This window comes from Muricauda sp. MAR_2010_75 (assembly GCF_000745185.1).
Taxonomy (GTDB): Bacteria; Bacteroidota; Bacteroidia; order Flavobacteriales; family Flavobacteriaceae; genus Flagellimonas.
The window spans coordinates 1-25,406 of record NZ_JQNJ01000001.1 but is presented as its reverse complement, the minus strand read 5'-3'; the positions used below and the strand labels follow the sequence as shown (position 1 = coordinate 25,406).

The 25,406-nt window shown below is 43.9% G+C and carries 29 protein-coding genes and 1 pseudogene; all 30 read right to left on the bottom strand.

Annotated elements, in window-relative coordinates:
* Window positions 1-9: 9 nt before the first annotated feature.
* Window positions 10-1,005 carry a 2-hydroxyacid dehydrogenase gene (locus FG28_RS00135; protein WP_036378959.1) on the bottom strand — a complete coding sequence of 332 codons (996 nt, stop codon included), beginning with the start codon at window positions 1,003-1,005 and terminating at the stop codon, window positions 10-12.
* A 22-nt stretch (window positions 1,006-1,027) separates the two neighbouring features.
* Window positions 1,028-2,308, bottom strand: a complete 1,281-nt coding sequence (locus tag FG28_RS00130) for an MgtC/SapB family protein (RefSeq protein ID WP_036378956.1) — start codon at window positions 2,306-2,308, stop codon at window positions 1,028-1,030.
* Complete coding sequence (locus tag FG28_RS00125) at window positions 2,308-3,390, bottom strand: site-2 protease family protein (protein ID WP_036378954.1); 1,083 nt, start codon at window positions 3,388-3,390, stop codon at window positions 2,308-2,310. The genes FG28_RS00130 and FG28_RS00125 overlap by 1 nt, the downstream gene beginning before the upstream one ends.
* On the bottom strand, window positions 3,387-5,744 hold the full coding sequence (locus tag FG28_RS00120) for a hypothetical protein (RefSeq protein ID WP_147378302.1): 2,358 nt from the start codon (window positions 5,742-5,744) through the stop codon (window positions 3,387-3,389). The genes FG28_RS00125 and FG28_RS00120 overlap by 4 nt, the downstream gene beginning before the upstream one ends.
* A 7-nt stretch (window positions 5,745-5,751) precedes the next feature.
* Window positions 5,752-6,720: a 6-phosphofructokinase gene (locus FG28_RS00115; RefSeq protein WP_036385910.1), complete on the bottom strand. Its 969-nt coding sequence runs from the start codon at window positions 6,718-6,720 to the stop codon at window positions 5,752-5,754.
* Window positions 6,721-6,846: 126 nt separating this feature from the next.
* Entirely contained in the window at window positions 6,847-8,145 is a 1,299-nt protein-coding gene (locus tag FG28_RS00110) for an acetate/propionate family kinase (RefSeq protein WP_051947116.1), read from the bottom strand.
* Between the two features lie 14 nt (window positions 8,146-8,159).
* Window positions 8,160-8,381 carry a hypothetical protein gene (locus tag FG28_RS00105; protein WP_036378951.1) on the bottom strand — a complete coding sequence of 74 codons (222 nt, stop codon included), beginning with the start codon at window positions 8,379-8,381 and terminating at the stop codon, window positions 8,160-8,162.
* 24 nt (window positions 8,382-8,405) lie between these two features.
* Window positions 8,406-10,946, bottom strand: a complete 2,541-nt coding sequence (glgP, locus tag FG28_RS00100; protein ID WP_036385906.1) for an alpha-glucan family phosphorylase — start codon at window positions 10,944-10,946, stop codon at window positions 8,406-8,408.
* A gap of 43 nt (window positions 10,947-10,989) precedes the next feature.
* The gene (locus FG28_RS00095; RefSeq protein ID WP_036385904.1) at window positions 10,990-11,883 is read right to left on the bottom strand and encodes an alpha/beta fold hydrolase; all 894 of its coding nucleotides are present in this window, start codon (window positions 11,881-11,883) and stop codon (window positions 10,990-10,992) included.
* A 46-nt stretch (window positions 11,884-11,929) separates the two neighbouring features.
* Window positions 11,930-13,621, bottom strand: coding sequence for an alpha-amylase family glycosyl hydrolase (locus tag FG28_RS00090; RefSeq protein WP_036385900.1), 1,692 nt, complete (start codon window positions 13,619-13,621; stop codon window positions 11,930-11,932).
* Between the two features lie 10 nt (window positions 13,622-13,631).
* Window positions 13,632-15,002: a dicarboxylate/amino acid:cation symporter gene (locus tag FG28_RS00085; RefSeq protein ID WP_036378947.1), complete on the bottom strand. Its 1,371-nt coding sequence runs from the start codon at window positions 15,000-15,002 to the stop codon at window positions 13,632-13,634.
* A gap of 16 nt (window positions 15,003-15,018) precedes the next feature.
* Complete coding sequence (locus FG28_RS00080; protein WP_036378945.1) at window positions 15,019-16,080, bottom strand: class I fructose-bisphosphate aldolase; 1,062 nt, start codon at window positions 16,078-16,080, stop codon at window positions 15,019-15,021.
* Window positions 16,081-16,089: 9 nt separating this feature from the next.
* A complete protein-coding gene (locus FG28_RS00075) occupies window positions 16,090-17,103 on the bottom strand; it encodes a type II glyceraldehyde-3-phosphate dehydrogenase (RefSeq protein WP_036378943.1) in 1,014 nt (337 codons plus the stop codon).
* The gene (nhaA, locus tag FG28_RS00070) at window positions 17,100-18,410 is read right to left on the bottom strand and encodes a Na+/H+ antiporter NhaA (RefSeq protein WP_231562577.1); all 1,311 of its coding nucleotides are present in this window, start codon (window positions 18,408-18,410) and stop codon (window positions 17,100-17,102) included. Before nhaA ends, FG28_RS00075 begins: the two co-directional genes overlap by 4 nt.
* A gap of 22 nt (window positions 18,411-18,432) precedes the next feature.
* On the bottom strand, window positions 18,433-19,797 hold the full coding sequence (locus FG28_RS00065) for an NAD(P)/FAD-dependent oxidoreductase (protein ID WP_051947539.1): 1,365 nt from the start codon (window positions 19,795-19,797) through the stop codon (window positions 18,433-18,435).
* A gap of 119 nt (window positions 19,798-19,916) precedes the next feature.
* Window positions 19,917-20,375, bottom strand: a complete 459-nt coding sequence (locus FG28_RS00060; RefSeq protein WP_036378941.1) for a universal stress protein — start codon at window positions 20,373-20,375, stop codon at window positions 19,917-19,919.
* A gap of 28 nt (window positions 20,376-20,403) precedes the next feature.
* Window positions 20,404-21,117 carry a lycopene cyclase domain-containing protein gene (locus FG28_RS00055; protein ID WP_036378939.1) on the bottom strand — a complete coding sequence of 238 codons (714 nt, stop codon included), beginning with the start codon at window positions 21,115-21,117 and terminating at the stop codon, window positions 20,404-20,406.
* 4 nt (window positions 21,118-21,121) lie between these two features.
* Entirely contained in the window at window positions 21,122-21,916 is a 795-nt protein-coding gene (locus FG28_RS00050) for a helix-turn-helix domain-containing protein (protein WP_051947114.1), read from the bottom strand.
* Window positions 21,917-22,061: 145 nt separating this feature from the next.
* Window positions 22,062-22,337, bottom strand: coding sequence for a DUF5676 family membrane protein (locus FG28_RS00045; RefSeq protein WP_036378938.1), 276 nt, complete (start codon window positions 22,335-22,337; stop codon window positions 22,062-22,064).
* 156 nt (window positions 22,338-22,493) lie between these two features.
* Window positions 22,494-22,661, bottom strand: a complete 168-nt coding sequence (locus FG28_RS20535; protein WP_156102165.1) for a hypothetical protein — start codon at window positions 22,659-22,661, stop codon at window positions 22,494-22,496.
* An 11-nt stretch (window positions 22,662-22,672) separates the two neighbouring features.
* Window positions 22,673-22,861: a hypothetical protein gene (locus tag FG28_RS20530; RefSeq protein ID WP_156102164.1), complete on the bottom strand. Its 189-nt coding sequence runs from the start codon at window positions 22,859-22,861 to the stop codon at window positions 22,673-22,675.
* A gap of 39 nt (window positions 22,862-22,900) precedes the next feature.
* Window positions 22,901-23,005, bottom strand: coding sequence for an SHOCT domain-containing protein (locus FG28_RS20895; protein ID WP_231562665.1), 105 nt, complete (start codon window positions 23,003-23,005; stop codon window positions 22,901-22,903).
* 174 nt (window positions 23,006-23,179) lie between these two features.
* Window positions 23,180-23,359, bottom strand: coding sequence for an SHOCT domain-containing protein (locus FG28_RS00040; RefSeq protein WP_231562576.1), 180 nt, complete (start codon window positions 23,357-23,359; stop codon window positions 23,180-23,182).
* A gap of 45 nt (window positions 23,360-23,404) precedes the next feature.
* On the bottom strand, window positions 23,405-23,581 hold the full coding sequence (locus tag FG28_RS00035; RefSeq protein WP_231562575.1) for a hypothetical protein: 177 nt from the start codon (window positions 23,579-23,581) through the stop codon (window positions 23,405-23,407).
* 51 nt (window positions 23,582-23,632) lie between these two features.
* Complete coding sequence (locus FG28_RS20350; protein WP_081894146.1) at window positions 23,633-23,896, bottom strand: hypothetical protein; 264 nt, start codon at window positions 23,894-23,896, stop codon at window positions 23,633-23,635.
* Between the two features lie 30 nt (window positions 23,897-23,926).
* Window positions 23,927-24,439: a hypothetical protein gene (locus FG28_RS00025; protein ID WP_036378936.1), complete on the bottom strand. Its 513-nt coding sequence runs from the start codon at window positions 24,437-24,439 to the stop codon at window positions 23,927-23,929.
* A gap of 24 nt (window positions 24,440-24,463) precedes the next feature.
* Window positions 24,464-24,640 (bottom strand): hypothetical protein, encoded by a 177-nt coding sequence (locus FG28_RS00020; protein WP_156102163.1) that lies wholly within the window; start codon window positions 24,638-24,640, stop codon window positions 24,464-24,466.
* Between the two features lie 14 nt (window positions 24,641-24,654).
* Window positions 24,655-24,858, bottom strand: coding sequence for a hypothetical protein (locus FG28_RS20890; RefSeq protein WP_036378934.1), 204 nt, complete (start codon window positions 24,856-24,858; stop codon window positions 24,655-24,657).
* Window positions 24,855-25,022, bottom strand: a complete 168-nt coding sequence (locus FG28_RS20885) for a hypothetical protein (RefSeq protein WP_231562574.1) — start codon at window positions 25,020-25,022, stop codon at window positions 24,855-24,857. Before FG28_RS20885 ends, FG28_RS20890 begins: the two co-directional genes overlap by 4 nt.
* A gap of 176 nt (window positions 25,023-25,198) precedes the next feature.
* Window positions 25,199-25,406 (bottom strand): annotated as a pseudogene (locus FG28_RS20730) (hypothetical protein); the annotation flags it as partial.

Here is a 25,406-nt window from a genome sequence, read left to right as displayed (position 1 = left end):
TGGGTTGTTTCACTTCGTTTTTATTTCATTTCCTGAAACGGTTCCATTTTCGAAACAATCAATGTTATAAATGGTGGTTTCAGCAATGTTGGTCAAAGCCGTATTGGTCAAAAAAGCCTGGTGACTGGTAATCAAGACATTGGGAAAGGTCATTAATCGGGCAATTACATCATCTTGTAAAATCTCGTCGGAGTGGTCTTCAAAGAACAGCCCTTCTTCCTCTTCATACACATCAATACCGAAATAGCCGATTTTCCTTGATTTCAGTCCCTCTATGACCGCTTTGGTATCGACCAGCGCGCCCCTGCTCGTATTGATAAGCATTACCCCTTTTTTCATGCGTTCGATTTGTTCGGCACTGATGATATGCCTCGTTTCGGGGGTTAAGGGAACGTGGAGGCTTATGATGTCCGATTCGCTGCAGAGTGTTTGGCAGTCAGTGAATCGTACACCATACATTTCTTTCAATTCCTTATCCTCCTCTAGGTCGTATGCCAGTATCTTACAGCCAAAACCATATAGTATTTTGACCAGGACCGCACCAATTTTTCCCGTGCCCAATACCCCGACCGTTTTGCCGTTCAGGTCGAACCCTGTGAGTCCGTTCAGCGAGAAATTCATATCCCTGACCCTATTGTGGGCCCTAACCAGTTTTCTGTTCAATGCAAGTATCAACGCTATGGTGTGTTCGGCAATGGCATAGGGGGAATAGGCAGGAACCCTAGCTACTTTTATGTCCAATTCGGTAACTGCTGCCAAATCAACATGATTAAAACCAGCCGAACGCAATGCGATATTTTCTACGCCAATGACTTTTAGTTTTTTTAGTACATTCTTTGAGGCATCATCACCTGTAAATAAGCTAACTGTTTTAGAACCTTTAGCTAGAACAGCCGTTTCTTCTGTCAATCGAACATCAAGTAGTATTAATTGATGTTTATTATTATTTGCTTGAATTAGATAATGTTCTTCAAACTTGTGTGTGCTATATACTGTTGTGTTCATTTTGGTTTCTGCTATTAAAATCTCAATTTATCCAAGAATTAAGTACAATATAAAGGATGCCAAGAAGGACGACCGCCCCAAAGGCATAGCCCACTAGTCGCCCTGTTTTTTGAGAGCCTTTGAAAAAGGCAATGCCCAATTTCACGGTCATATTGCTCAGGGTCGCTGCAATGATGACATTCGATGCCAAAATCAGCTTTTCATTCTGCAAGGCAAATTTTGCCATACTGATGGTTATGGCATCGGTATCGGCCAAACCTGCTATCAATGCCGAATAATAAAGACCACTTTCGCCAAAAAATTTGTTTCCATAAAAAACCGAGAACAGGATGGCCACATAGATGCCGCCAAAACCGATCGCATTCCAGATGTTAAGTGGATTTCCCAAATTGATGTCGGTGTTCGGCTGATCGTCATCCTTCCGTATCAAAAGCAGGGAAGCTACGAGACAGACCACCGTAAGCAGGGCAAAGGGAATTGTAAGATAGTTCAGGATAGCAATATTGAAAATATAGGCAAGAGCCGCAAGTCTAGGGAACATAATCGCCGATGCTATAATGATACCCGCTGCGTATTTTTTTGAAAGCTCGGGAGACTCCTTACTTCTGGAGGCATAGATCCAAGCTACCGCCGTACTCGATATTAAACCGCCCAGAATAGCCGTCAACAAGATTCCCTTTTTTGATCCAACATATTTGACCAAAAAGTAGCCGATAAAGTTCAAAAAGGAAACAATGACTATAATAGCCCCTATCTCAAAAGGGTTCAGAAGGCCCTCTGGCCCATAATCCTTATCGGGCAGAAACGGTAATATCAAAAGTGCAATGATTGAGAATTTGATAAAGGCAAACAGTTCTTCGGATGTGATATTCTTTATGAACGAGCGGAAGGTGGTCTTTAGGGATAACAACGTAACCACAATTACGGCCGTGGCAATAGACTCTTTGTACAAATGGCCCGAAACCATAACACCAAGAATAAATGTGGCAATCAAAGCGAGATTTGTGGTATTACCGGTCATGGAATGTTTCTGCACAATGGACAAATGGCTGATGGCAAAGAACAAAATAATGGTCGCCAAACTAACAATGACAAGCCAAGAGGTATAAGTCTCGTTCAAACTGCCCAACATAAAACCGATTATGGCCGTTATCGGAAATGTTCGAATACCGGCAAACCCCTGCTCATCCTTTAGCTTGTCATATTCCCTTTCCAGTCCAAGGATAAGACCTATACCCGTGCTTAGGAGTACCCCCAGAATGTAGGGGCTTAATAGCTCACTTATGTTTTGATGTGTTTGCATTATTTTTTTCTTTCCCTTGTAACTATTATCATTTCATTAATTCCTTTCAGGGTCACAATTCCTTTCAGCTGCCCGTCATCCAAGACCGTGGCAAACTGGGAATTGTTAGACATGAGCTTTTCGTACACCTGCTGTAGGGGCATATTTGTGTCTACTGTTACAAAATCTTTTCTCATAAGATCGGATACATAGGAATCATTGCCATATGAGGAAAGCCCCTTGATCAGGTCCTTTCGTGTCAGCACGCCATGCACATGATTATTTTCTGTGACCAAAAAAACCTCTTCTTGGGTACTTTGCAATATCTGCACCAGGTTTCCCAAGGTTTCCGTGGGCGATAAACAGGTATATTGTGCAATCAAAACATCCTTTACGGTAAATCCGACCAGAGCAGATTTGCCACTTTCGTGCATTTGCTCGACTCCGGCACCTAGATAGATGAACAGGCCAATAAAAACCAACCAGAAATTAGAGAAAAAACCAAGAAAAACGAATACTATGGCTAAAAACTGGCCTACCCGTGCGGCAATGGTCGTTGCTTTCAGCTTATCTAACCTGAATGCCAATAGTGCCCTCAACACTCTTCCACCGTCCATTGGAAAAGCTGGTATCAAATTAAAGACCGCTAGGATCAAATTCGCAGCCATGATGTTAAACCAGAAATCTTCACCGCTCATGTGGTCTATTTTCGAAATTGGCAACAGTTCATCGTTAACGTAGAGAAGAACAAAAAGGGTCCCGGCAATCACAATATTTACTACAGGGCCGGCCAGTGCCACCACCAGTTCCTGGGCAGGTTTATCCGGCATTCTATTGAGACTGGCGACGCCACCAATGGGATAGAGCGTAATATCACGCGTTGGGATATTATATTTTTTGGCCGCGAGCGCATGGCCAAATTCGTGTAGGACAACGCAGGCAAAGAGAACGATGATGAAAAATGCTCCCTTTATGCCTTCTGTCCAACCATGGCCCATTTCAAAATGCATCATGAATATCCATCCGACAATGATCCAAAACGTCCAGTGGACGAAGACCTTGATGCCCGCATAGCTTCCAATAAAGAGGGACCATTTTTTCATGTGTTCTGTATTTTAAGGGTTTTTGATCTGTACGCCAGCACTATCACCAAACCGTATCCTAACAGGGCAAGAAGGAATACAAATCTATAACCGTAAAGGATGGAAATGACAACGGCAAAGATCGAGGCGGCAACGCCTGCCACGCTTGATATACCCAATAAATAGGGAATGCTTTTCTTCTCTTTCAGGGAGGAGGCCTTTTTCAGCAATACCGGAAAAGGGATTCCTATAAAGAAAGACGGAAGCAGCAAAAATAGGGCGATCCAGAATTCAGATAGTTGTTTATACCATATAGGGAGCAGTACGTAAACGGTTAGTAAGGAAACCAAAATAACCAAGACCGTGTATGTGATGAGCTTTCGGGAAAGATTTTTTTTGAAAGCCCCCGTCACAAGGCTGCCCAAGCCATTGCCCAACAAAAATGTAAAAAGCAGCAATGAAAAAGACTGTGATGGATTGGAAAGTTTTAAGTTGAGTACCTGAAAAAGATATCCCTGTACGAGGATATATGAGAACCCCAACAAAAAGGAAACGAGTGCCCAGGCCCTAAATTTTCTTCGTATATATAAAGAGGTGCTTTCTGAAAAAGAGACCGATTTCCATCCGTTCATATGATTGAAAATGAACCACCCGATGATGAACAGACCAAGCCATAAAGGGGTGGTCATGGCATCGGGTAGGCCATTGTTGTAATTAAAAAAATAGGGGGAATCATCGGAAACCGGACTCAAGTTTATGGAAGCGGCTTTCCAAAGTTCATCATACGCATAAGATCCGTTGGAGATATCGTACAACAGTTTGTCGAACATGAACCATTGATAGTTTACGTTCTGCACGATGGTGTCCAAACTTTCCTGTCTGATATACGGAAAATAAAACGGCTCCTTGTCCAATCCATAATAGTGTGCGGTATTATGTGCCTCCTCCATTGTTTTTTGTTCAAAAGGGTTCTTTTTAATGACCAATACAGGGTTCATTTCGTCGGAATAGATATACACCTTTTTTAACGCCTCTATTTGATTGACCCCCATCCGATCCTGGAGCTCCAAAAAGTTCGCCAACATTTTATATACCTCCTGCCTTCCGTGCATCGTAAAATAGATGGCCCCGTCTTCCGTTAAACCATCCAAATAATCGGCAAGTGCCTCCATGGTGAACAGATAGTTCTCGGTAAGTCCATAAAAATCGGTGCCCCTTGAACTTTTGGTCACCGGAATGGTCAATATGATGGCATCAAATTTTCCCTTGTTCTCAATTATGAAATTTCTTCCTTCGTTCACATGTACCTTTATGTTCTCCTTATCGAGGAAGGTAGAGGGATTGTATTTTTCCATCAATGCTACAAAGGAAGGGTTGACCTCTGCTGCCTCGATATATTTAAAGCCCATGAAGTATGTTGTGGCAATATCTATTCCACCACCGGGACCTATTATCAGCACCGAATCCTTTTCCTTTTCGCTTAAAAAGTTCAAAGCAAATACGGCCGGAAATCCGGATAATACTTTTCTCATTTTAACAGTATCCTTTGCAAGTTCATCGATATCGATAACTTTGGTTCCCGCAGCAGCATCTATAAACATTGATTTGGACACGGTACCATCAGGATATGTGAACTTTACAAGATCCGTCTGACCAAAAGCACTCCAGCGGCTTTCGATTTTTTCGCTTTTAAAAGCGGGGTTGGCCATCAATCGGTACAAATCCTTGGACGGGTCTTTGGCAACGGGTATAGTGAAGTTCAGGGCATCTTTTGCAAATCCCATTAGAAAAATAACGCCAAGCACTAAGGGGGCCAGTATTTTTGAATAACGGTTCTTGTGTGCTATCAAGGCTACTACCAGGGCCAGCAGCAGTAACCCTATAGCAATCGCCACCACCTGTGCCAAGCCAAACGTGTTGAGCAAAAAAACGGAGGTGAGTGCACCTGTGGCCGCCCCTATAAGGTCTAAGGCATATAAGGTTGACAAGTGCCGATTATCCGTTTCAAAAATATGGGCATAGACTATTCCGATGGCCATGAACGGAATAGTTGACAAGAATATAAAAATGGGCAGGCCAAAATCAGTGGACGACGAAACGCCCAGTTGTGAAAGGCTGAGCAAAAGGGCAAAACTGAGAAACATCGTGACGGACGGTAGTGCCATCCACCAAAGCCATGAATGATTAATCATCTTGGAATATTTGGCATACGTGATCTGGCCAATACCCAAACCCAGTATGGAAAATGCAATGATAATGAGGACGAAATGAAAACTAAGAAGGTACGAGAACAGTCTTGACAGACTTATCTCGAAGACTATGGTAGCCGCAGTCAGCAAGAAAATAATCGCTATGTTGGTCGACGCTCTTTTCATTGTAATTTTAGCTTCCGAAAATTTTCAAGAGACTCCGCAGTTCATCGTTCACTTGATGTTCCTTTACCACTTGGTCAAACGGGGTAAGGCTCAGTTGGTTGTTCAAGATTCCCGCCATGACATTCTTTCTTCCATGTAAAAGTGCCTCTACGGCAGCAGTGCCGAGCCGTATGCCCAACATTCGATCAAATGCCGAGGCGTTTCCACCGCGTTGTACATGGCCCAGTTTGGCAATGCGCAAGTCCACTTCAGGGTTTATTTCCTTTATCTTTTTGGCTGCCGGCTCGACCCCTAGTTCATCCCCTTCTGAAACAATCACAACAAAGGCCTCTTCACGATCGTAGCTTCCCGCCTTTTCCAACAATTGAGTAAAGTCATGCCCACTTTCAGGTATCAAAATGGCATCTGCACCCGTACCCAATCCGGAATGGATGGCAATATACCCGCAGTCCCTGCCCATTACCTCTATCAGAAATATTCGATTATGGGACTCCGCCGTATCCCTGATCTTATCAATGTTTTCAATTGCGGTGTTCACTGCAGAATCGAAACCGAGTGTAAAATCGGTACCTGCCAGATCATTATCGATGGTGCCGGGAATGCCCAAGAACGGCAGGTCACAGATTTCTGAAAATGCCAATAGCCCTTTGAAGGTGCCATCACCACCAATAGCAATCAGGGCATCGACCTTGTTCGTTTCAAGAATTTGCATAGCTCGTTGTCTTCCCTCCAGCGTCAAAAACCGCTTGCTCCTTGCTGTTTTCAACAATGTGCCGCCTCTGTGAACGTTCTTTTTCAGTTGACTGGAATCCAACTGTACTAGGTCACCGTCGATTAGGCCTTCGTAACCTTTTTTAAAACCGCTGAGCCTTAGGTTGTTCATCTCAGCCGTTTTGGCCACCCCGTGCAAGGCGGCGTTCATTCCCGGGGAATCGCCCCCAGATGTGAATACGCCTATGTGTTTAATAGTCTTCATACTCTTATTCTTCATAATTTTTTACAGGTATATTACAAGAAAATCACCCAGCCCGGTTTTCAACGCTTCGTTCTGACAAACGGATATTTAGCACCGGACCGGAACAGGGAAACCGGAATATTCTTTTTACCCATCCCATATGGTGAATTTGTCAATATTTTTTCGAGTGGAAACCCTTGGCCTTTTTTGCCCTCCCCTCTTTTGGGGTGAAATTACTTTATCATAACTTTTATCTTTAAAATATTGATTGGCCAAGCTCTCTGCAATAACCAATTCTTCATCGGCATGAATTACCATGACCAGCACTTTACTTTGCTCTTTAGAGATTTTAGATGAATTTTTTCTGTTTTGTCCCTCATCGAGCCCAATACCTAAAAAGTCAAGTCCTTGACAAATCCTGGATCGTATTATTGGGGAATTTTCACCGATGTCACCCGAGAAAACCAGCACATCCAAACCGCCCAAGACAGCGGTAAACGCCCCGATCCACTTTCTTACTTGATAGCAGAAGGAAGTTACAGCTTCCGCTGCCCTTCGGTCAACATCTTCTTTTAAAAGTAAATCAAGCATATTCGTACTTGTTTCGGAGATTTTTGGCGAACCGCCCTCATCATCTGTTAAGCTGTTGGGCTGTTTTGACCCCATCCGTTCTTTTTTCAGTAAATGCGCAAAATCGCCAAGATCTAAATCTCCGCTTCTTGTACCCATGACGAACCCCCCCAGTGGTGTAAACCCCATGCCGGCATCTATGCTCTTGCCCTCCTTGACGGCAGTTATACTGGCCTCTTTGCCAAGATGTGCAAGAATGAGCCTTCCATCGGCTTTTTGAATACCTATCCTTTTTTTAAGTTCCATCATGATATGGGAAAACGATTGCCCATGAAAGCCATGCCCGTGCGTGCGTGCCCGTTCAAAATGCCTTGGAATGAAAGGGGGTATCTTGGCAGCCTTGGGCAGGTTCACCAGAAAACTGGTATCAAAAAAAGCTACCTGCTGTAATGCCGGAAATCGCATTGTGAACGTTTCAACAATCTCAATCTCAGTTGAAAGACAGTTAGGAATATTATAGTCGGCAATCTGTTTCAGTTCGTTCAATAGGGCGGTATCGATTACTTTCGGCCCAGGATAGTTCAATCCATATGTTATCTTGTGTCCTATGTAACCAATACGATCGAAGCCGGGTTGGTTTTTTAGCCAACCTATTAAAAAAACGGTCGCTTGATAAAAGCCAGGAGCGTATATCCGTGAATTTTCCCTTTCATTGCCTTTAACATGGGTAACCCTGAAAACCTCTTTGCCGGATCCGAGGTGACGAATATCACCAAAAAGTTCCTTCACGGGATTTTCTGCCATTTCATACATTGTGAACCTAATATTTGATGGTCCGGCACTGATTGTTAAAAGGAGTGGGTTTTGCAGGTACATTTTAACTTGTGATTTTATTGGTTATCGTTATCTTCAAAAGCACAGCTCTTGTTTTCCATAAATTCGGCGGCCATCTTTTTGTATTCCTCGCCAAGGTGCTCTCCGCACCATTCAAGAAGGGCCGGCTGTTCGAAAGACGTGGTATTGCGGACCGCCTTTTTCAGTTCCATCCTCAACAACCTCTTGTCGAAGCTGACTTTTTTTAATATGGTTTCGTGATATTCCAGTGTTTTCATTTGTCCGATTATTTGAAATTTGATTTAATGCTGCCATAATATCAAGTTATTCTCCAACGGTACGGATACACCTTCGTAGTTCGGTGCAATACGAACCGTGTAGTGATCAATTGGCCGGTCAGTAATTACCTGTGCGTAAAAGTTATGTTCCCCTTCTTCGCCCATCCAATCAAATTTCATCGTGTTTCTTTCGGGCGTTTTGCCGTTAACACCTTCTGCGAAAAGTTCTACCTGAATATGCTTGGGGTCAATACCATTCAGCCAAATGGGTGCTCTAACATGATGTTTATGGCGCTCACTTTCAATCTGAACTTTTCCGAATTTTATGGTATCCCATCTTTTCATAAGTTCGTTTTGCGTGTCTAAAATCCTTTTTCCAGCAGCTCCCTTTTTTGCCGCACGCCTCTTGTATTTTTCTGCTGCAGGCAGATAAAATTGTTCTGTGTACTCCCTTACCGTTCGATTGGTCGAAAAACGGGGCGTTAGGGTCGCCATACTTTTTCGCATTCTCCCTACCCACTGTTCAGGGATGCCTTTTTTGTTACGTGAATAAAATTCGGGTACTATTTGTTGCTCCAGAATTTCATATAAAGCTATCGCCTCGGCAGCATCCAAAGCAGGGTCATCACCATGTTCTTGTCCATCACCCAATGCCCAGCCCACTTCTGGGGTGAATGCCTCGGCCCACCAACCGTCCAGTTCCGATAAGTTGAGGCCACCGTTTACAAGTACTTTCATGCCACTGGTACCACTGGCTTCCCAGGGCCGTCTCGGGGTATTGAGCCATACATCAACGCCCTGGACCAAATTTTCCGTCAACAGCATGTCATAATCACTTAGAAAAAGGACATGCCTGTACAAATTATGTTGTTGGATGAACTGCGCCCACTTTTGTATCAACCCTTTTCCCGCTTCATCAAATGGGGGCGCTTTGCCGGCCAAAACCAATTGTAACGGATGTTCCGAATTGGTCAGAATTCGGACCAAACGTTCGGGATCGTACAATAAGAGATCCGGTCTTTTGTAAGGCACAAACCGGCGGGCAAAGCCCAAGGTCAATGTGTCCGGGTCAAGAACTTGGTCGGCGATTTCGACCACTTCAGATGGTAGGCCCGAGACTATTGCCTGTCTCTCAAACCTTTCCCTTATAAAATCGACAAGACGATTTCTGGATTGGTTCCTAAACTCCCAAAGTTTTCCGTCGGATAGCTTAGAAATATGTGCCGAATGGTCATCGAGTTCGCCCCGCCAGCGATCTTTTCCGCAGGCTGCTGTCCATACCTTGTCCGCATATTCAGAATCCCAAGAGGGCATATGAACCCCGTTGGTGACATGGCCAACAGGTATTTCTTGTATCGGCCATCGCTTAAAGAGATTTCGAAAAAGATTTCTGCTAACCTCGCCGTGTAAACGACTGACGCCGTTCACCGCACCGCTACCGCGAATGGCCAGATAGGCCATGTTGAAGCTCTCCCAATGATTATTGGAATCTGCCCTGCCCAAGGCCATCAGGTCATTGAAATCGATACCCAATTCGTTTTTGGCGTATTGGCCAAGAAACTGTTCCATTAGCATTGGACTGAAATGATCAAAACCGGCAGCAACCGCTGTATGGGTGGTAAACAGGTTGCCTGCCCGGGTAACGGCAAGTGCCCGTTCAAAAGAAGTTCCATTCATCTTCATAAAATCGCTGGCACGTTCCAGCACGAGAAAGGCTGCATGGCCTTCGTTCATATGGCACACTTCTGGCTGGATATTCAGGGCCTTAAGTAATTTGTAGCCCCCGATACCCAGAACAATCTCTTGTTTTATGCGATGGTCGGGGCCACCTCCATATAGCTCGTCGGTAATACCACGATGGAGGGGCAAATTGGCGGCATCGTTGCTATCCAATAGATATAGCTTTGACCTTCCTACCTGTACCTGCCATGTCCTTAGCCATAGCGGGTGACCGGGCAACGATACCTTTATGCGAAGCCACTCCCCGTTGGGTAGGCGTAAGGGCGTAACGGGCAATTGCCCTGGGTCATTGTGCGGGAACAAGGCATTTTGTGAGCCAAATTTGTCGATTTCCTGACGGAAATACCCTTTGGCATAGAGTAGCCCCACGGCCACGACCGGTACGCCCAGGTCACTTGCCGATTTCAACTGATCTCCGGCCACGTTGCCCAGGCCGCCTGCATAAATGGGCAGTGCCTCGCTCAGCATATACTCCATGCTGAAATAGGCAACACACTTAAGCTGGGTCTTGGCATAGTTTTGTTGAAACCAGTTCGGGGCCGATAGTGCTTTTTCGTTCTCATTCAAAAGGCTTTTGATTTTCGCCCGGAATTCTGGATCGTTCAAATGCCCCTCAAGCCGGTCGCGTGAAACGGTCTGCAAGATTACCCATGGATTTTGGGTAAGTTTCCAAAGTTCGGGGTCTAATTGTTGCCATAGTTTATCCGAGGCATGGTTCCATGACCAGCGAATGTTCAGGGCAAGTTCCAAAAGGTCATCGATTCCCTCGACATCAGTGTGTATCAATCCGTAGAGTTGATCAATATGATTTTTTTGTTCTTTCATTTTCATTTTGTCCTTACATTTCTTCCAATATTGTTCATTGCGGTTAATGATCAAAAAAATCGCTTATCGCTTTCCAAACCTTAAAGGGCTCTTTTAGAAAGAGTTGGTGGTCACCATTCTCCACACGCATTAACTTACTCTTGGTAAATAGACTTGCAAAATTCTCTACATTTACGTAGGGTGCCAATTTATCGACTGTGCCTTGGATAAAGAGGATCTTCCGGTCACGTATGTTTTTGGCAAGTACAAATAAATTTGTGTTGAGAATTACTTCGTTCAACGAATTGTAATAGCTCTGCCAAGTATGTTTTTTTGAGTCCTTAAAAACGTCATCGGTCAGATTTTCGGGCTTGAACCATTTAACAATGTATAAGGGGTGTAGCATACAGAACAATTTTCCATATCGGCCTACGGCGAGCGTATCAAAATAAGAACCATCGGGCATCTGTTCCAAAAATTGATCCCTGCTTTCAAAGACGGGAAAGCCGATTACGGTCGCTCCCTTAAACCAGTTAGGATGTTTTTCGAATAATGCCAGCGATATTATGGCTCCCATGGAATGACCGACAATAAGGCTCCCTCCTTTGTCAAACCCCTCTGCCGAGATGACCTTTTCAAGGGCCGTAAGTTGAATTTCGAGGGTATATTCGCTTTGGGGCTTGGGAGAGTCGCCAAAGCCCAACAAATCGACCAAAAGAAGTCTATGCGTTCCGGTAATTTGTTCCAAACCCCTTTTCCAATAGTTTTTTGAACCTGCCAGACCATGGATCAAGACCATGTTTTTATCTCCCGAACCCACTATTTCATAGTTCAAGGGCATGGTTTCTGGATCATATTCAGGAGCTACGGCGACCGTAAGGTATTGGTATCCCGCTACCGACATGATGAGTGCCACAATCGCCAATACTGCCCAAAAGGTCTTTTTCGCTATTTTCATCATTGCATGTTTCATTATCCTATGTCGAACCCGACCTCGTTTTTTCTTACACCCAATTGTTCTTGAAGATCAAAAACTCCATGGGTCTTAGTTTTACCTTGATGAAAAGGCGATCGGTTTCTAAAGCTGTGTTTTTTTCGATTTTGACTTTTTTCTTGTTCCCATAGATACATTCCATTAGAAGATTTTCTTTGTTGATAGCGTTATCTATGGTTACGTATCCTTCTTTGGTATTCTTTGGAGAAGAATTATAGACGACAAGTATCTCGCCCTGATAAAGGATCCTTGAAAATGCCAAAAGACATTGTTCACAATCTGGAAACCGAAAATCGAGCCCATTTTCTGAAGTTTCCCTAAAATACATTCTACCGAATTTTAGAATGGCTTCCCTTTGCCTAAGATGTGCCAAGAACGAAATTCTCTTGAATAGCCATGACCCTTGGTTCAATACGTTGGTCTCCTTATCATCGGGATTGAACATGCCCTCCCTGATATACCGATCATCAGTACCGTTGCCCTCAAAACCTTGTTCGGTACCGTAATAAATACATGGAGCGCCAAGGGCACAAATGAGAAAGCCCATGCCCGCAACAATTTGCTCGGGAGCGGCATTGTGGCCAAAGCGGTGCTTAAAATCCATCCCAACCTGGTCGTGGTCGTCGATATAGGTCACCAGAAATTCGCCATACTCGCCACGGTGAAGGGCATTCTTTCGCAGTTCTTCATAGCGCCGTATCAATAGGTTCGGTGATGAATTGCCCTTTATCACTTCCGCCAGGACACTGTGCAGGGGGTGATCTAAGATAGAATCAAGCCCATAATAGATGTTACGGTCTTCAGGCAGTACTTTAGGGCCTATATAGGGATTGCTCATTTCATCGTTGCCGATAATTTCACCGAACAGGAAAAAGTTTCTTTTGCCCAAAGAGTAAGCATATTCCCGAATCCTCGAACAAAAACGGCTGGTATCCTGCCCTTTCATATGTTTGACAGCATCCAAACGAAAACCATCAACATCCACCTCACGTATCCAGTAACAATGGATTTTGGCCAGTAGCTCCTGTAAGTCTTCACTGGCGGGGGAACCATCGTTCCGAAATGTTTTTAAGGTAAAGAAGTCGCCTTCCTGGGTCTCGGGATACGCATCGAAATTCTTGATCTGCCCTTTACGGTTATACATTTCGGGATTTCTCAGTTCAAGGGGTATCGGTCTGTCCTTTTCTCGCCAATCACCCAACGGAAAACGCTCTCCTTTGAAATAATAATAGCTGTAATCAAAGGGATAGGACCAATTATCGCCAGAATGATGCAGAACGATATCCAAAAAGACCCGTATATCAAGCCCGTGTGCCTTGTCAACGAGTTTTTCCAAGTCTTTCTTTGTGCCCAAGCGTTTGTCCACATCCATATAATTCTGAATGGCATAGCCATGGTAGGACTCTGGATTGTTTTCAAACACGGGGCTTAGCCAGATGGCCGTACAGCCCAAGTTTTTGATATAGTCAATGTTGTTGATGATCCCCTTAAGAGTACCGCCAAAGGGCTTTCGCAATTGATCTTCATTCCCGAAACCAGGGTGCCGGATATCGAAATTCTTTGAGTGCCGTGCATTGCTATCATGAAACCGGTCAACCATAAGAAAGTAAATGATCTCCTCACGCCATTCCCTATGGCAGTTTACCCAATATTTCTTGTCTGGGCGTGGTGAAAGTTCTATTTCCTCAATTGATTTTAACATCATCTCGTTTTTAAACATTCACATTGGAATATGGTGTATTTGTAGTTATATCTACCTCTTTGCTTTCTTGTGATCTTGCTCCATAAAAACGGTTGAAAACCATACAGGCCGTTAGGTCACCGGTAACATTGACCGCAGTTCTGAACATGCCGAGCAAGCGCTCCACCCCTATAATTATGATAATGCCTTCAGCCGGTATTCCGGCACTTGACAAAACGGAAGCCAAAATCACCACACCGCCACCGGGTATGGCAGGGGTGCCGATGGAGGCGGCAACTATGGTGACCACGACAACAATAATATTCAGAAGGCCCATTTCAAGGCCATAAGCCTGAGCGATGAACAAAGTCGTTATGGTTTGGTAAAGTGCTGTTCCATCCATGTTCACGGTAGCCCCTATCGGAATAATGAAATTGCTGATGGAGCCGTTCACTTTGAGCTCTTCTTCCGCTGTTTTTAAGGAAAGGGGCATTACTGCGGCAGAACTCGTGGTCGAGAATGCCAATAGTTGAACATCCGTGATCTTTTTCAAAAATTTAAACGGATTGCTCTGGCCCAATAGACTTACCAATAACAGGTAAACACCGACCAAAAGGAATAACCCTATCAGTACCACGAGCACATAAAAGCCCAAACCTGAAAGGGAGTTTAGACCAACACTGGATGTAAGTTGCGCCATTAAACCAAATACTGCGATGGGTACCAACAACATGGCCCATTTGACCACGGTCATGCAGATTTCCTGTACGGCACCCAAGAGCAGCTTGACAGGTTTGAGCAAATCGTCAGGCAGCGACAATACGGCAACCCCGATTATAATGGTAAAAATCACAATGCTCAACATTTCACCACTGACCATCGAGGCCAATGGGTTTTCAGGCAGTAGATCGGTAATGACATTCGGTATATCGTTTATTCCAAACGACAGTTCCGTACTTTCGTCCGTATTGGCCAAAGCATTTGCATGATCGACTTCCGCCTGTTGGTGGAGAAACTTTCCCGGTCTAAAGATCAAGGCCAGAACCGTACCTATGGTTACCGATATAATCGTTGTCGATATAAAATATAAGAGTACGCCCCCGCCCAATCTTTTCAGATTTTCCTTGTCGTTACTCGCTATGCCGGTGATGATGGAGGCCACAATCAGTGGTATCATGATCATCTGGACCAATTTCAAAAAGAGCATGCCCGGCAGGGCCAGCCAATTCCCCAGAACATCGGCGGTGCTTTTGGTGATCCAACCGTTTTGGGGACTTAACAACAGGCCTACTCCAACACCAAGAAACAAAGCAATGATAACTTTGAGCCAAAGCCGGTTCTCAACCAACCTTTGTAGGTAGTGGTTTAATGATTTTAATGATTTTATTTCCGTATCCAGCATTCTTTTATCAGATGACTTATGCTATTGTTATTCTTTCTTCAAGGTAAACGCCCTGCACGGCATGCAATAATTCCACACCGTCCTTAAAAGGTCTTTGAAAGGCCTTTCTCCCTAAGATCAATCCTGCTCCGCCTGCCCTTTTGTTGATGACCGCAGTTCTGACCGCATCCGACATATCTGACTCGCCTTGTGAACCGCCACCTGAGTTTATCAAACCTATTTTGCCCATGTAGCAATTGGCCACCTGCAACCGGCATAGATCTATGGGGTGCTCCGTGGTCAGTGTTTCGTACATGGCATCATCAAACTTGCCGAATTTCAGGTTCTTGAAACCAAAATTGGTCGTGGGCAACTTCTGTTTGATGATATCGGCCTGTATCGTTACCCCTAAATGGTTGGCCTGACCCGTTAAATCCGCGGCGGTGTGATAGTCCTCTTTGTCTGTTTTGAAAGCATCGTTGCGGGTGTAGCACCACAAAATTGTGGCCATACCAAGGCTATGGGCCTCGGCAAAGGCTTCCGCAATCTCCCTTATCTGTCGATTGCTTTCCTGGGACCCAAAATAAATGGTAGCCCCGATTGCAACCGCGCCCATGTTCCACGCTTCCCTGACTTTTCCGAACAGGTTCTGGTCATAAGTGTTGGGATAGGACAATAATTCATTGTGGTTTATCTTGACAATGAAGGGGACTTTATGCGCATATTTCCGAGAACAAAGGCCCAACACCCCAAAAGTGGAGGCCACACCGTTGCAACCGGCTTCGATGGCGAGCTTTACAATGTTCTCGGGATCAAAATAATCGGGGTTCTTGTAAAAAGAAAATAAGGCACTGTGCTCGATTCCCTGATCTACCGGTAAAATGCTGAGATACCCCGTACCTCCCAGATTACCATGGCCATATAATTGCGAAAGGCTTCGGAGTACTTGTTGATTTCGATTACTATTGACGAATACGTTGTCCACAATATTCTTATCGGGCAACTGCAGTTCATCTTTGGTGACCTTCTGGCTTACATGATCTAAATAGAAAGATGCTTTGTCCCCTAAATGCGCGACTATGTTATCATAAGTTTTCATAATGAAATTTTATCCGATTCCTAAACTTGCATTGGTTTTTTCGATGGATCTGTGTGCATCGGTCTCAATACCCGTGAGGGCCCGAATGGCATCAATGGTCTCAGGGATTACAATCGCTTGGTTATCGACCACGTAGGCATAAAAAAGTTCATCGCCCACAACCTTGAGCATGTCTTCCCATAGGGCCACCTCGTACATATCGCCCCAAGGCCTACCCATATCCAAAAACATTTCTTTGATGGTATTGTTGGAGACCAAGCCTTGATCATAGTGAATGAACTTGATTCTACTTGAGGTTTTGAGGGCGTTCAACACCTCTTCCTTTGAGGCTTTTTTTCGTAGCTTAACGTTCCAGTAATGCATATGGCTCAAAGTCTCGGGAACTTTGACCGCAGAAGTAATGACATCCAAATCCGGATCGACACTTTGCGCGTCGGGACCTTGATGGCTCGGGATGTCCTTTTCCGGCACCATGGTGTTCATGATGCCGCCCAAGTGGCTTTCCCATGGGTCGGTCGCCCTTCTTAATAATGTTCCCCGTGCATAATCCAATAGATCTGCCTTTTTTAAAGCGGTCAATGTCCTTAAGATAGATGTGGTGTTACAGGAAACCACCCGGGTAGCATCTAGATTTACCGCAGTGCTATAATTGTTCTCGGCACTAAAGGAGTGGCCTGTGGTCTTGTGTTTTTCACCTCCCTGTACGATAAACTTGATCCCTTGCCCTTTGTATATTTCCACATTTTTCGCGGCGATGTTCTTTGGCGTACAGTCCACTACAAGATCTACTTTTTCTAAAATGTCTTGCATACTTCCTTCAATGGCAATATTGGCTGCTTTCATTTCTTTTTCGGCTTCGGGTGTGGCCGCATAAACTGCATACCCTTTTCGCACCGCATTTTGTATGCGCCAATCGCTGATGACATCACAAACCCCAATAAGGCTCATATCATCTTGTACATTAATGGCATCGGCCACTCTTTTCCCGATAACTCCGTATCCTACTACTGCAATGTTTTTCATGTTCTTTTATGTTTAACTGTTCTTAATTGTTTTCTGTTTCTGTATAATAATAGAGCACCCATTACCCCCGCTGTCAATGAAGCGAATAGGATGCTTACCTTGGCCGTAAATATTAGGGACTCGTCCGTAAAAGCCAGTTCGGTTATAAACAACGACATGGTAAAACCGATACCGCCAAGAAAACCTATACCATAAATCATTTTCCAATTCACGTTTTCCGGAAGCTTGGCGAGTTTAAATGCAACGAGTAGTCTTGAAAAAGCAGTAATACCGATAAACTTGCCAAAAATGAGACCTAGACCAATCCCCAAGCTAACCGGGCTGGATAGTACTTTCAGCAAATCTCCATGAAGATGTATTCCTGCATTTGCCAAAGCGAACAAGGGAAGAATTACAAAGCCCACTATTGGGTTTAAAGTCCTTTCCAATTTTTGGAGTGGAGTTTCGGCCTCGGAACTTGCAGTCTTTATATCCTCCAATATCTCCAATTGCGTTTTTGAGATAAGCGTCCCCTTTATGGACTTGGTTTCTTGAAATCTCTTATGTAAACGGTCTAAACGCTCTAAAAAGGTAGTCTCCTTAATTTTTACCCTACCAGGAATGGCAAATGCGGTCAGAATCCCGGCAATGGTTGGATGTACCCCTGAAAAAAAGAAGGTCAACCAAACACCACCGATGCCAATAATGGCATAGAACCATGTGCTTCTTACTCCCGCATAATTACCAATTATCAAAGCCGCGAAGAACAATAGTCCATGGAGTAGATCCATCTGCGAGATACCTGAGGTATAAAAGAGGGCAATGACCAAGACACCACCTAGATCATCCACAATAGCCAGTGTAATAAGAAAAACCCTCAAGGTCGAAGGAAGTCTTTTTCCGACAAGGGCCAGAACCCCTAATGAAAATGCAATATCCGTGGCCATGGGAATGCCCCAACCATTGGAAGCCTCGCCCGAGTTGTTGAACATAAAATAAATAAGGGCAGGGAGCACCATACCACCTATTGCTGCACCGATGGGCAGTATTGCATCCTTTGGGGACGACAGTTTACCACCGATTATTTCACGTTTCAGCTCTAGACCGACTTGCATAAAAAATAGTGCCATTAAGCCATCGTTGATCCATAACAGTAGCGACTCAGATAGCTGAAATGTACCCACACTAAAGGCAAATTCGGTTTGCATTAGGCCGACATAATATCCCTTCCATGGCGAGTTGGCCCACACCATAGCAATAACAACAGTGATAAAGAGCACAATGCCATAGTTGTGCAGTCTTTTGATCGAGCTGCCGAAGAATTTCATAATACTGTTATTTGAATAATGGCTAGGCATCAATGCTGGATTTTTTGGGATTTACATCCTTTTCCCATTCATTATTGGAACTATATTTTAAGGAGGCTTTCATATAAGCATCACGTTTGAAACTTCTTATGATTACCCGGTTGCTTTTTTCGTAGGTAAAATAACTGATGGCCCAATTGAAGCCCACCAAAAATTTGTTTCGAAACCCGCTGATGGAAAGCAAGTGAACCACGGACCATAAAAGCCAGGCAGCATACCCGCCGAAGTGGAGCTTTCCTAAATCAGCGACCGCTTTTCTTTTACCAACTGTGGCCAATGAACCTTTATCTTTATACCTAAATGGTTTGGAAGGCATTGATTGAACGGTGTTCAATAGCACTTTGGCCAAATGACCGCCCTGTTGAATGGCGGTTTGGGCTACCTGTGGATGGCCCTTAGGGGTCTCGTCGGTGATTACCCCGGCAATGTCCCCAATGGCAAAAACATTATCCATGCCTTCCACTTTTAGATGGGTATCCGTTTTTAGACGGTTCCCATTAATTATATGTTTTTGATTGATGCCCGCTGGAACCTGGCCTGTTACACCTGCCGTCCAAATCAGGTTTTTCGCCATGATTTTCCTTCCACTTTTGGTAGATACCACATTACCGTCGTAACCGCTCACGGCCTCGTTCAACAACACTTGCACATTTAGATTTTTTAGATACCGAAGTGTTTTTGTCGAGGCTTTGTTGGACATTGAGGCTAATAGTTCGTCCGATGCTTCGATCAGGTAGATGTTCATTATGCTATTCGGATACTCGGGATAGTCTTTTGGAAGGATGTACTTACAGAATTCCGCCAAGGCACCTGCCATTTCGACACCGGCCGGGCCACCGCCCACAATCACAAAATTGGTCAGCGCATCGCGTTCTTCATCATCACAGGTTATGGCTGCCTGCTCCAAGTTTTGCAACATCATATGACGTATGTTTAGCGAGTCCTTGATGTCTTTCATACCAAGACTGTTTTGTTCCACCTCTTTCATGCCGAAGAAATTGGTCTTGGTTCCGGTGGCCAAGACCAGATAATCGTAGGTGAGCTTGCCTTTGTCTGTTACAACTGTGTTGGAAGCGGGTTCGATTTGCGTCACTTCGGCAAACCTAAAGCTCACATTACCATAGCCCTTGAACTGTTTTCTGAAGGGAAATACGATACTGTCCGGTTCAAGACCGCTGGTGGCCACTTGATAGAACAAGGGCTGAAATTGATGGAAGTTGTTACGGTCTATCAGCACGACCTGTACCTCCTTGTTTTTAAGGCCTTCTACCAGGGCCAGCCCTGCAAAGCCACCACCCACAACCACTATACGCGGCAAAAATGTTTTGGGCAAACAAACAGACTCCATCACTTCACAGTTGGCATCGGTATTGTTCTTTGATATGCAGGTATTCTGATTTCCCATGATCTGCTCTTTTATTTTTCTACGGACAAAATTTATCCTGTCACATTGTAAGTGGCCATATTTTATTTTTGATGTTTTTTTCTGACAATCAAAACAGAACAATGCGCGTGCATGGCAATGGATTGGGCGACCGAACCAAGCAAAAAGCGCGAGAATGCGCCATGGCCTTGTGATCCCAATACGATAAGATCCACCTCCAAATCAGTTGCCTTTTCCAAGATTGCATTTTTGGGAAACCCTTCTACAATATTGGTCGTTATCGACAACTTGCCGTTCTTTTGTTTTAACGACTTTGCAGCATTGTTAACGATGGTTTCAGCCGATTTTTTCGCATTTGACATGGCTTCTTCTTTATAATGGCCGATACCACTTAAGGGGAAAGCCCCTGGTACAGTTAACATTGGATTTTCATAAACATTTAGAACATGTATTTTAACTAATTTTGGCAGCGACATTGCCGCTAGTTCATCGATGGCATCTTTGCTGAATTCAGAGCCGTCAATTGCGAGTAATACTTTCATCTTCTTCGTTTTTATTTATAGACTTAACTTAAAAATTTTGATTCAAAACAATTGGGTTGATTAATTTTCTCCAATACAAATGCTCATAGAGGCCTGACCAATACATGCCAAAAGTGAAAGCGAACAAAAGCTCTTCGATTGGTATGCCGGCCACTAGAATATCACTCAGGTTTTCCAGATTCCAAAACAATGTTACGTAGTCGGGGTAAAACGGGAGAATACTTCCAAAATAAACAAAGTACAATGCCGTGAACAGAAATCCACTTATCCAGATTTTGGTCTTAAGGTCTGGGCGGCAGTACAGCGTGGCCATTCCACCCAAGAACATGGCCAATATTCCACAGTAAATATGGTTCATGGGAGTGAAAAGGGCCAATATCAAAAACACGACCGCCGGTACGAAAAGGATATATAGATGCAACCTATGTCTATAATGGTTACGCTCGGTATGCGGTATTTTAACATACCTTCGCTTGAAAATAAGATTGTAAAGTACGGTGCCAATACCCCCGATGGCAAAAGAGAAAATGATGCTTTCAATATCGAACCCGGTCTTTATCGCCAAATCGAAGAGCGATGGCGGGTGCCAATATTCGGGAACGAACAGCGGCTCGGTTAGCCCAAAGGGCATGGTTATCCAACTCATCCTCAACATTTCTTTACGGGAATCCTTCTTCAAAAGATAGACCACGCCCCAAAGGGCCAGTATGATAAGGGACCATATAAACCAAACGTATTGCATAAGATTATAATTTTCTGGTTTCTAAATAATCAACCGCTTCCTTGACCGTCAAGGGGTAGGTGGCATTCCCCGTTCTGACATAAAAGGTTGTATTTTCGGTATCGCTGACATAGATTGGTTTTTTAGAAGGTTCGACAGCTATTACGCACACATCTTCACCATTTAATTTGTAAAATGAAATGTGATTGCTAAAACAAGCCTCGTGACCTAACTGTGTTGAAATTATCCTGAAAATTTCACGCTCATATCCATCTTTGTTCTTGTGCTTTAGGGTCTTGAAATCTTTTTCAAGGCCCACAATGTTGCCATCATCGTCAACGCCAATGATCAATTTTCCACCTTTTGCATTCATAAAACCAGTGATGGTCTTGGCAATGACCAGTTCCAGTTCGCGGTTCGTGGTTTTCCTAAAATAATCGTAACGAATAGATGACTTGAATTCTACCCGTTCATTCTCACCCGCCTCTATCAATTCTTCTAAATCACGCAGTAACAACTGCTGTTGTGTGCCTATAAGCTTGTTCTTTCGCCTGAGGGTTATGAAAAATAGACCGGAAACTATCCCTAGGAAAATGCCAAGGATTGTAAGCGAGACGCTCATCCCTCTCATATCAAAAGTGAAAGATTCTAAAAACTGCGACTTTAAGACGTCCCAAAACAGGGAAAATGAAAATGGTGTATTGCTAAATTCAAACCAATAGAGCACCATGGTAAAAGGATGGACAAGGAAATAGAAAATGCCCCCCCATATTGCCGTTTGGGTGAAAATTGTTTTGATATTTCTTGCAGTACTATTCACTTATTCTACTTTATATGGTTGTACTCTAGGTTCAATTCCGGGATTCTATTGTCAATTGCTCAGTTCTTTGGCACTTTCCGCAACAAATTGCCTGTGGTCGATGCGACACCGGTTCCTAAAAAGTCTCTCCGATCTTTTGTTCAGATTATCTACTCTTAATCTGTGTGTTGTAAAATGCTGCAATCAGGGCACCTGTGAGCCAAGCAATGATAAATGTCTGGACAATGCCAATAAGTGCCTCCCAAATTGGCACGTCTACCCGTATTATACTGGTAGTGTCCAAGCCGTGCAGCAGGCTGTTGAAAAAGGTTATGCTTCCTTCTTGTCCTGCTGTCGCCAAAACAATCATGCAGCCGGCGTAGAGGATTGCAGCGGTCAGCCCCATGGCAAAACCGAATTTTTTTACATTGATACGATTCATGATTCTTGTTTTAATGTTTATTGTTGTTATTATTCATTTATGAGTTTGTTCATGTGCAAAAACCAAAGTTGGAGTCAATGGTTGCGCTCAAGGCTCTTTTTGTATTCCATTTTATTGTGCATGGCCTTGGCGAGATCCTCGTGTTCTAACGTGTGATCACAAAAAAGAATCGGTCAAAAGGCTGTCCGAAGCAATGACCGGCATAAAATGGTGGGTGGTCAGTAGCATAAGGTCAGGATATCTAGTAATCATATCGCTCAATTTGTTCGCTAGTATGGTATCCTTTGCTGCTGCTTTTACGAGTTCGTCCACCATCATTCCCATGGCAATGGTCGTTATCCATCATGTTGGCAATGTATTTTTTGCCCAGATCGTGATTTCGACCAAGTGCGGACAATACCTCCTTCTTGCTGAGAGTGGTCCTCGAGCATATCCTTTACAGAACTACCCTGTTTTTGTGAGCAGGCCGAAATGAGTAAAGTAGCCAATACCATTATGCCTGTCTTATAAACTTTTATCTTCATTTTGACTTTTTTTAGTAATTAATATTTGCCCTACATTCCTTAATTTGATTTCAAGATCTTTTTTGATTCTTCATATTCCTCCTTAGAGATTTCGCCATTGGCGAAGCGCTTTTTTAGAACTGAAAGTGGTCTTCCTTCTTTGATTTTCTGTAAGGGATGTCATATGGCACCAAGAATATCCATATCAAGAGGATCAACCATATGACCCACCAGATGACGTGCATGCCGCCCCAATGTCCGTCGAAAAAATGCATAGTTTTAGTTTTAAAGGTTATACATTACTTGTTTTCGGACTATTTGTCCGATTGTAAAAGTTTCTTAGATTCGCTCGTATTCTTCTTTGGAAATCTCGCCCTTCGCGAAGCGGATTTTGAGCAACATTAGTGGGTCATCTCCCTCAATCTCTTCATAGGAGGAACTGGTTGGGCAAAGAAAATCCAGCCCAATGCCACAATCCAAATGGCCCACCAGATCAGGTGCATGCCCAAAAAACTCCATCTTTGTAAAACATATTTTTAATTTGAAGGTTTTTATGATTTGTAACTAATCTCCTGCTATGGTATAGCCCTCAAGTTTGTTGAGTTGCCCTTGCAGTTCTTCTACCGTAAGCTTCTTGTTCATTGTTACAATGGTTGCGCCCATAGCTGTAAAAAAACTTCTACTTGCTCTACGATTCAGGATGTTCTTCCAAGGTCTTCTTGATTCTTGTGATACAGCCACCGCAGCTTATTCCGTTAATTTGATATCTGTACTTCATTTCGAAAGTATATTTTAATGGTGCCGATGCCCCCGGTGATCTTCTTGGGTCTCAGTGGAATCTTGCTCTTTGTCATGATCATGGTATTTACTGTTATCAGATTTTCCATGATCACCATGCCCGTGACCACCGTGAGGTATGAAAAGGTGTATCAAAAACATCACGATGATAAAGGAAAAAAGCCCATTGTACCCTGTAATGCCAAATGCAGGCGCAAAAAAAATCAACAATAGCGGGAGACCACAACCGATGACCATCCAAATCCAATGTCCTTTCATGATTTTTATTTTTTCGTTACCTATTATGTGTTAATGGTGCTCAGAATGGTCATCTCCTTTTGATTTCATTGTACCATCATCCATCATTCCCATTCCTTCCATATCCATTCCCTTTTCCTTCATCATATTCATGCACGACTCCATACAATCATTGCTCATCATCCCTTTGTCTTGCATCATTTGCATCATTTCGCCCATCATCTCGCCATCCTTTATCATTCCGTTCATCATGGAATGCATCATTTGTCTGTTGCCCATCATTTGGTTCATTATGGTGCTGTCGCCCATCATCATTTGCATGCCTTGTCCCTTCATCATGGTGCCCATCATTTTTTTGTTTCCCTGCATCATTTGCATGGCATGGTCGCTCCCTTGCATCTGTTCCATGAATTCCATCATATAATCATGGTTTTGTACCAGATCTTTAAGGATCTCGCTTCTGGTTTCCTCGTTTTGAAGCAAGGTTTGTACATCGGTTGATTGTTTGCAACCGTTCAAGGACAAAAGCCCTATCACAGAAAAAATAATTACTAAATTTCTCATTGTATATGAATTAAGGATTAATCGTCAATTGGCTGATTTCAGAAAGGATTCGATTTTGGTGATCTCCTCTTCCGTCAGATTGGCCCTAACCCGCATGTGCAGGCTTATGGTTTCCCAATCGGTATCGTTGTAATCCGCGGGTGAAGGGGCAATATGACATCGGTTGCACACCTCGCCCCAGAGCTGCCCCGGATTTTTCAATTTTGAAATCCACTTCACCCCGCCACCTCGGTCGCGGTATCCGTCGCAATGGGTTTTTTATTGGAGGAGCAGGCGACCATGATCGATGCCATGACGGACAGGATTATTGCTGCTTTAAAATTCGTTGTTGTTTTCATTTCACTTTCTTTTTTTGATTTTAAAATCCAATGGCCCAATGCACAAACAATCCATGGTACGGGTCGTGCCATCACTGTCATGACCACCTTCCATCTTGGTGGTTTGATAGCTGAATTTGACCACGGAACGCCAACTCAGCCAATAGTTCAAACCAAAAGCGTACTGCGTTGACTTCTTCTTCCCACTCCGCTCCTTCAGGTGCGTTGAAATCGGAATATCGACCCACAAATTCAAGTTGTTTCATAAAGTCGCTTCCCGACATGATGGGGCGATAGCTCAATTGTGTATAAAAGGAGCTGCTTTGGTTGTCAAAGGAGTAAGGTTCGGAAATCCCATCTTCGATTTCATAGTAGTGGCGGTATCCACATTGGAACTGTTGTACTGGGCCTTGATGTCCACAACGTAAGGGGGTGATCGATTTTACATAGGAAAGATCCAGCGCCCAAAGAAAGCACCCACATCCTTGTAATCGGAGTCCTCTGCACCGGTACTGTTGGTGGTATAGGCGGAAATCCCCCATTCCATGGATGAATCCGAGAGCGGGAGTAGGCCGATCCTGCCACCCAAGGCCTTGGCCAGGTTCACATCTTCATAATAACCGAAATCCAGCATACCCGCTTCTTCAGGC

Excerpts from the sequence above, each read along its gene's own strand:
- FG28_RS00135 (WP_036378959.1), bottom strand. The coding sequence starts at position 1,005 with ATGAACACAACAGTATATAGCACACACAAGTTTGAAGAACATTATCTA.
- FG28_RS00130 (WP_036378956.1), bottom strand. The coding sequence starts at position 2,308 with ATGCAAACACATCAAAACATAAGTGAGCTATTAAGCCCCTACATTCTG.
- FG28_RS00125 (WP_036378954.1), bottom strand. The coding sequence starts at position 3,390 with ATGAAAAAATGGTCCCTCTTTATTGGAAGCTATGCGGGCATCAAGGTC.
- FG28_RS00120 (WP_147378302.1), bottom strand. The coding sequence starts at position 5,744 with ATGAAAAGAGCGTCGACCAACATAGCGATTATTTTCTTGCTGACTGCG.
- FG28_RS00115 (WP_036385910.1), bottom strand. The coding sequence starts at position 6,720 with ATGAAGACTATTAAACACATAGGCGTATTCACATCTGGGGGCGATTCC.
- FG28_RS00110 (WP_051947116.1), bottom strand. The coding sequence starts at position 8,145 with ATGTACCTGCAAAACCCACTCCTTTTAACAATCAGTGCCGGACCATCA.
- FG28_RS00105 (WP_036378951.1), bottom strand. The coding sequence starts at position 8,381 with ATGAAAACACTGGAATATCACGAAACCATATTAAAAAAAGTCAGCTTC.
- glgP (WP_036385906.1), bottom strand. The coding sequence starts at position 10,946 with ATGAAAGAACAAAAAAATCATATTGATCAACTCTACGGATTGATACAC.
- FG28_RS00095 (WP_036385904.1), bottom strand. The coding sequence starts at position 11,883 with ATGAAAATAGCGAAAAAGACCTTTTGGGCAGTATTGGCGATTGTGGCA.
- FG28_RS00090 (WP_036385900.1), bottom strand. The coding sequence starts at position 13,621 with ATGTTAAAATCAATTGAGGAAATAGAACTTTCACCACGCCCAGACAAG.
- FG28_RS00085 (WP_036378947.1), bottom strand. The coding sequence starts at position 15,002 with ATGCTGGATACGGAAATAAAATCATTAAAATCATTAAACCACTACCTA.
- FG28_RS00080 (WP_036378945.1), bottom strand. The coding sequence starts at position 16,080 with ATGAAAACTTATGATAACATAGTCGCGCATTTAGGGGACAAAGCATCT.
- FG28_RS00075 (WP_036378943.1), bottom strand. The coding sequence starts at position 17,103 with ATGAAAAACATTGCAGTAGTAGGATACGGAGTTATCGGGAAAAGAGTG.
- nhaA (WP_231562577.1), bottom strand. The coding sequence starts at position 18,410 with ATGAAATTCTTCGGCAGCTCGATCAAAAGACTGCACAACTATGGCATT.
- FG28_RS00065 (WP_051947539.1), bottom strand. The coding sequence starts at position 19,797 with ATGGAGTCTGTTTGTTTGCCCAAAACATTTTTGCCGCGTATAGTGGTT.
- FG28_RS00060 (WP_036378941.1), bottom strand. The coding sequence starts at position 20,375 with ATGAAAGTATTACTCGCAATTGACGGCTCTGAATTCAGCAAAGATGCC.
- FG28_RS00055 (WP_036378939.1), bottom strand. The coding sequence starts at position 21,117 with ATGCAATACGTTTGGTTTATATGGTCCCTTATCATACTGGCCCTTTGG.
- FG28_RS00045 (WP_036378938.1), bottom strand. The coding sequence starts at position 22,337 with ATGAATCGTATCAATGTAAAAAAATTCGGTTTTGCCATGGGGCTGACC.
- FG28_RS20535 (WP_156102165.1), bottom strand. The coding sequence starts at position 22,661 with ATGGGAATGATGGTGGACGAACTCGTAAAAGCAGCAGCAAAGGATACC.
- FG28_RS20530 (WP_156102164.1), bottom strand. The coding sequence starts at position 22,861 with ATGAAGATAAAAGTTTATAAGACAGGCATAATGGTATTGGCTACTTTA.
- FG28_RS00040 (WP_231562576.1), bottom strand. The coding sequence starts at position 23,359 with ATGGAGTTTTTTGGGCATGCACCTGATCTGGTGGGCCATTTGGATTGT.
- FG28_RS20350 (WP_081894146.1), bottom strand. The coding sequence starts at position 23,896 with ATGAAAGGACATTGGATTTGGATGGTCATCGGTTGTGGTCTCCCGCTA.
- FG28_RS00025 (WP_036378936.1), bottom strand. The coding sequence starts at position 24,439 with ATGAGAAATTTAGTAATTATTTTTTCTGTGATAGGGCTTTTGTCCTTG.
- FG28_RS20890 (WP_036378934.1), bottom strand. The coding sequence starts at position 24,858 with ATGACAGTGATGGCACGACCCGTACCATGGATTGTTTGTGCATTGGGC.
- FG28_RS20885 (WP_231562574.1), bottom strand. The coding sequence starts at position 25,022 with ATGAAACAACTTGAATTTGTGGGTCGATATTCCGATTTCAACGCACCT.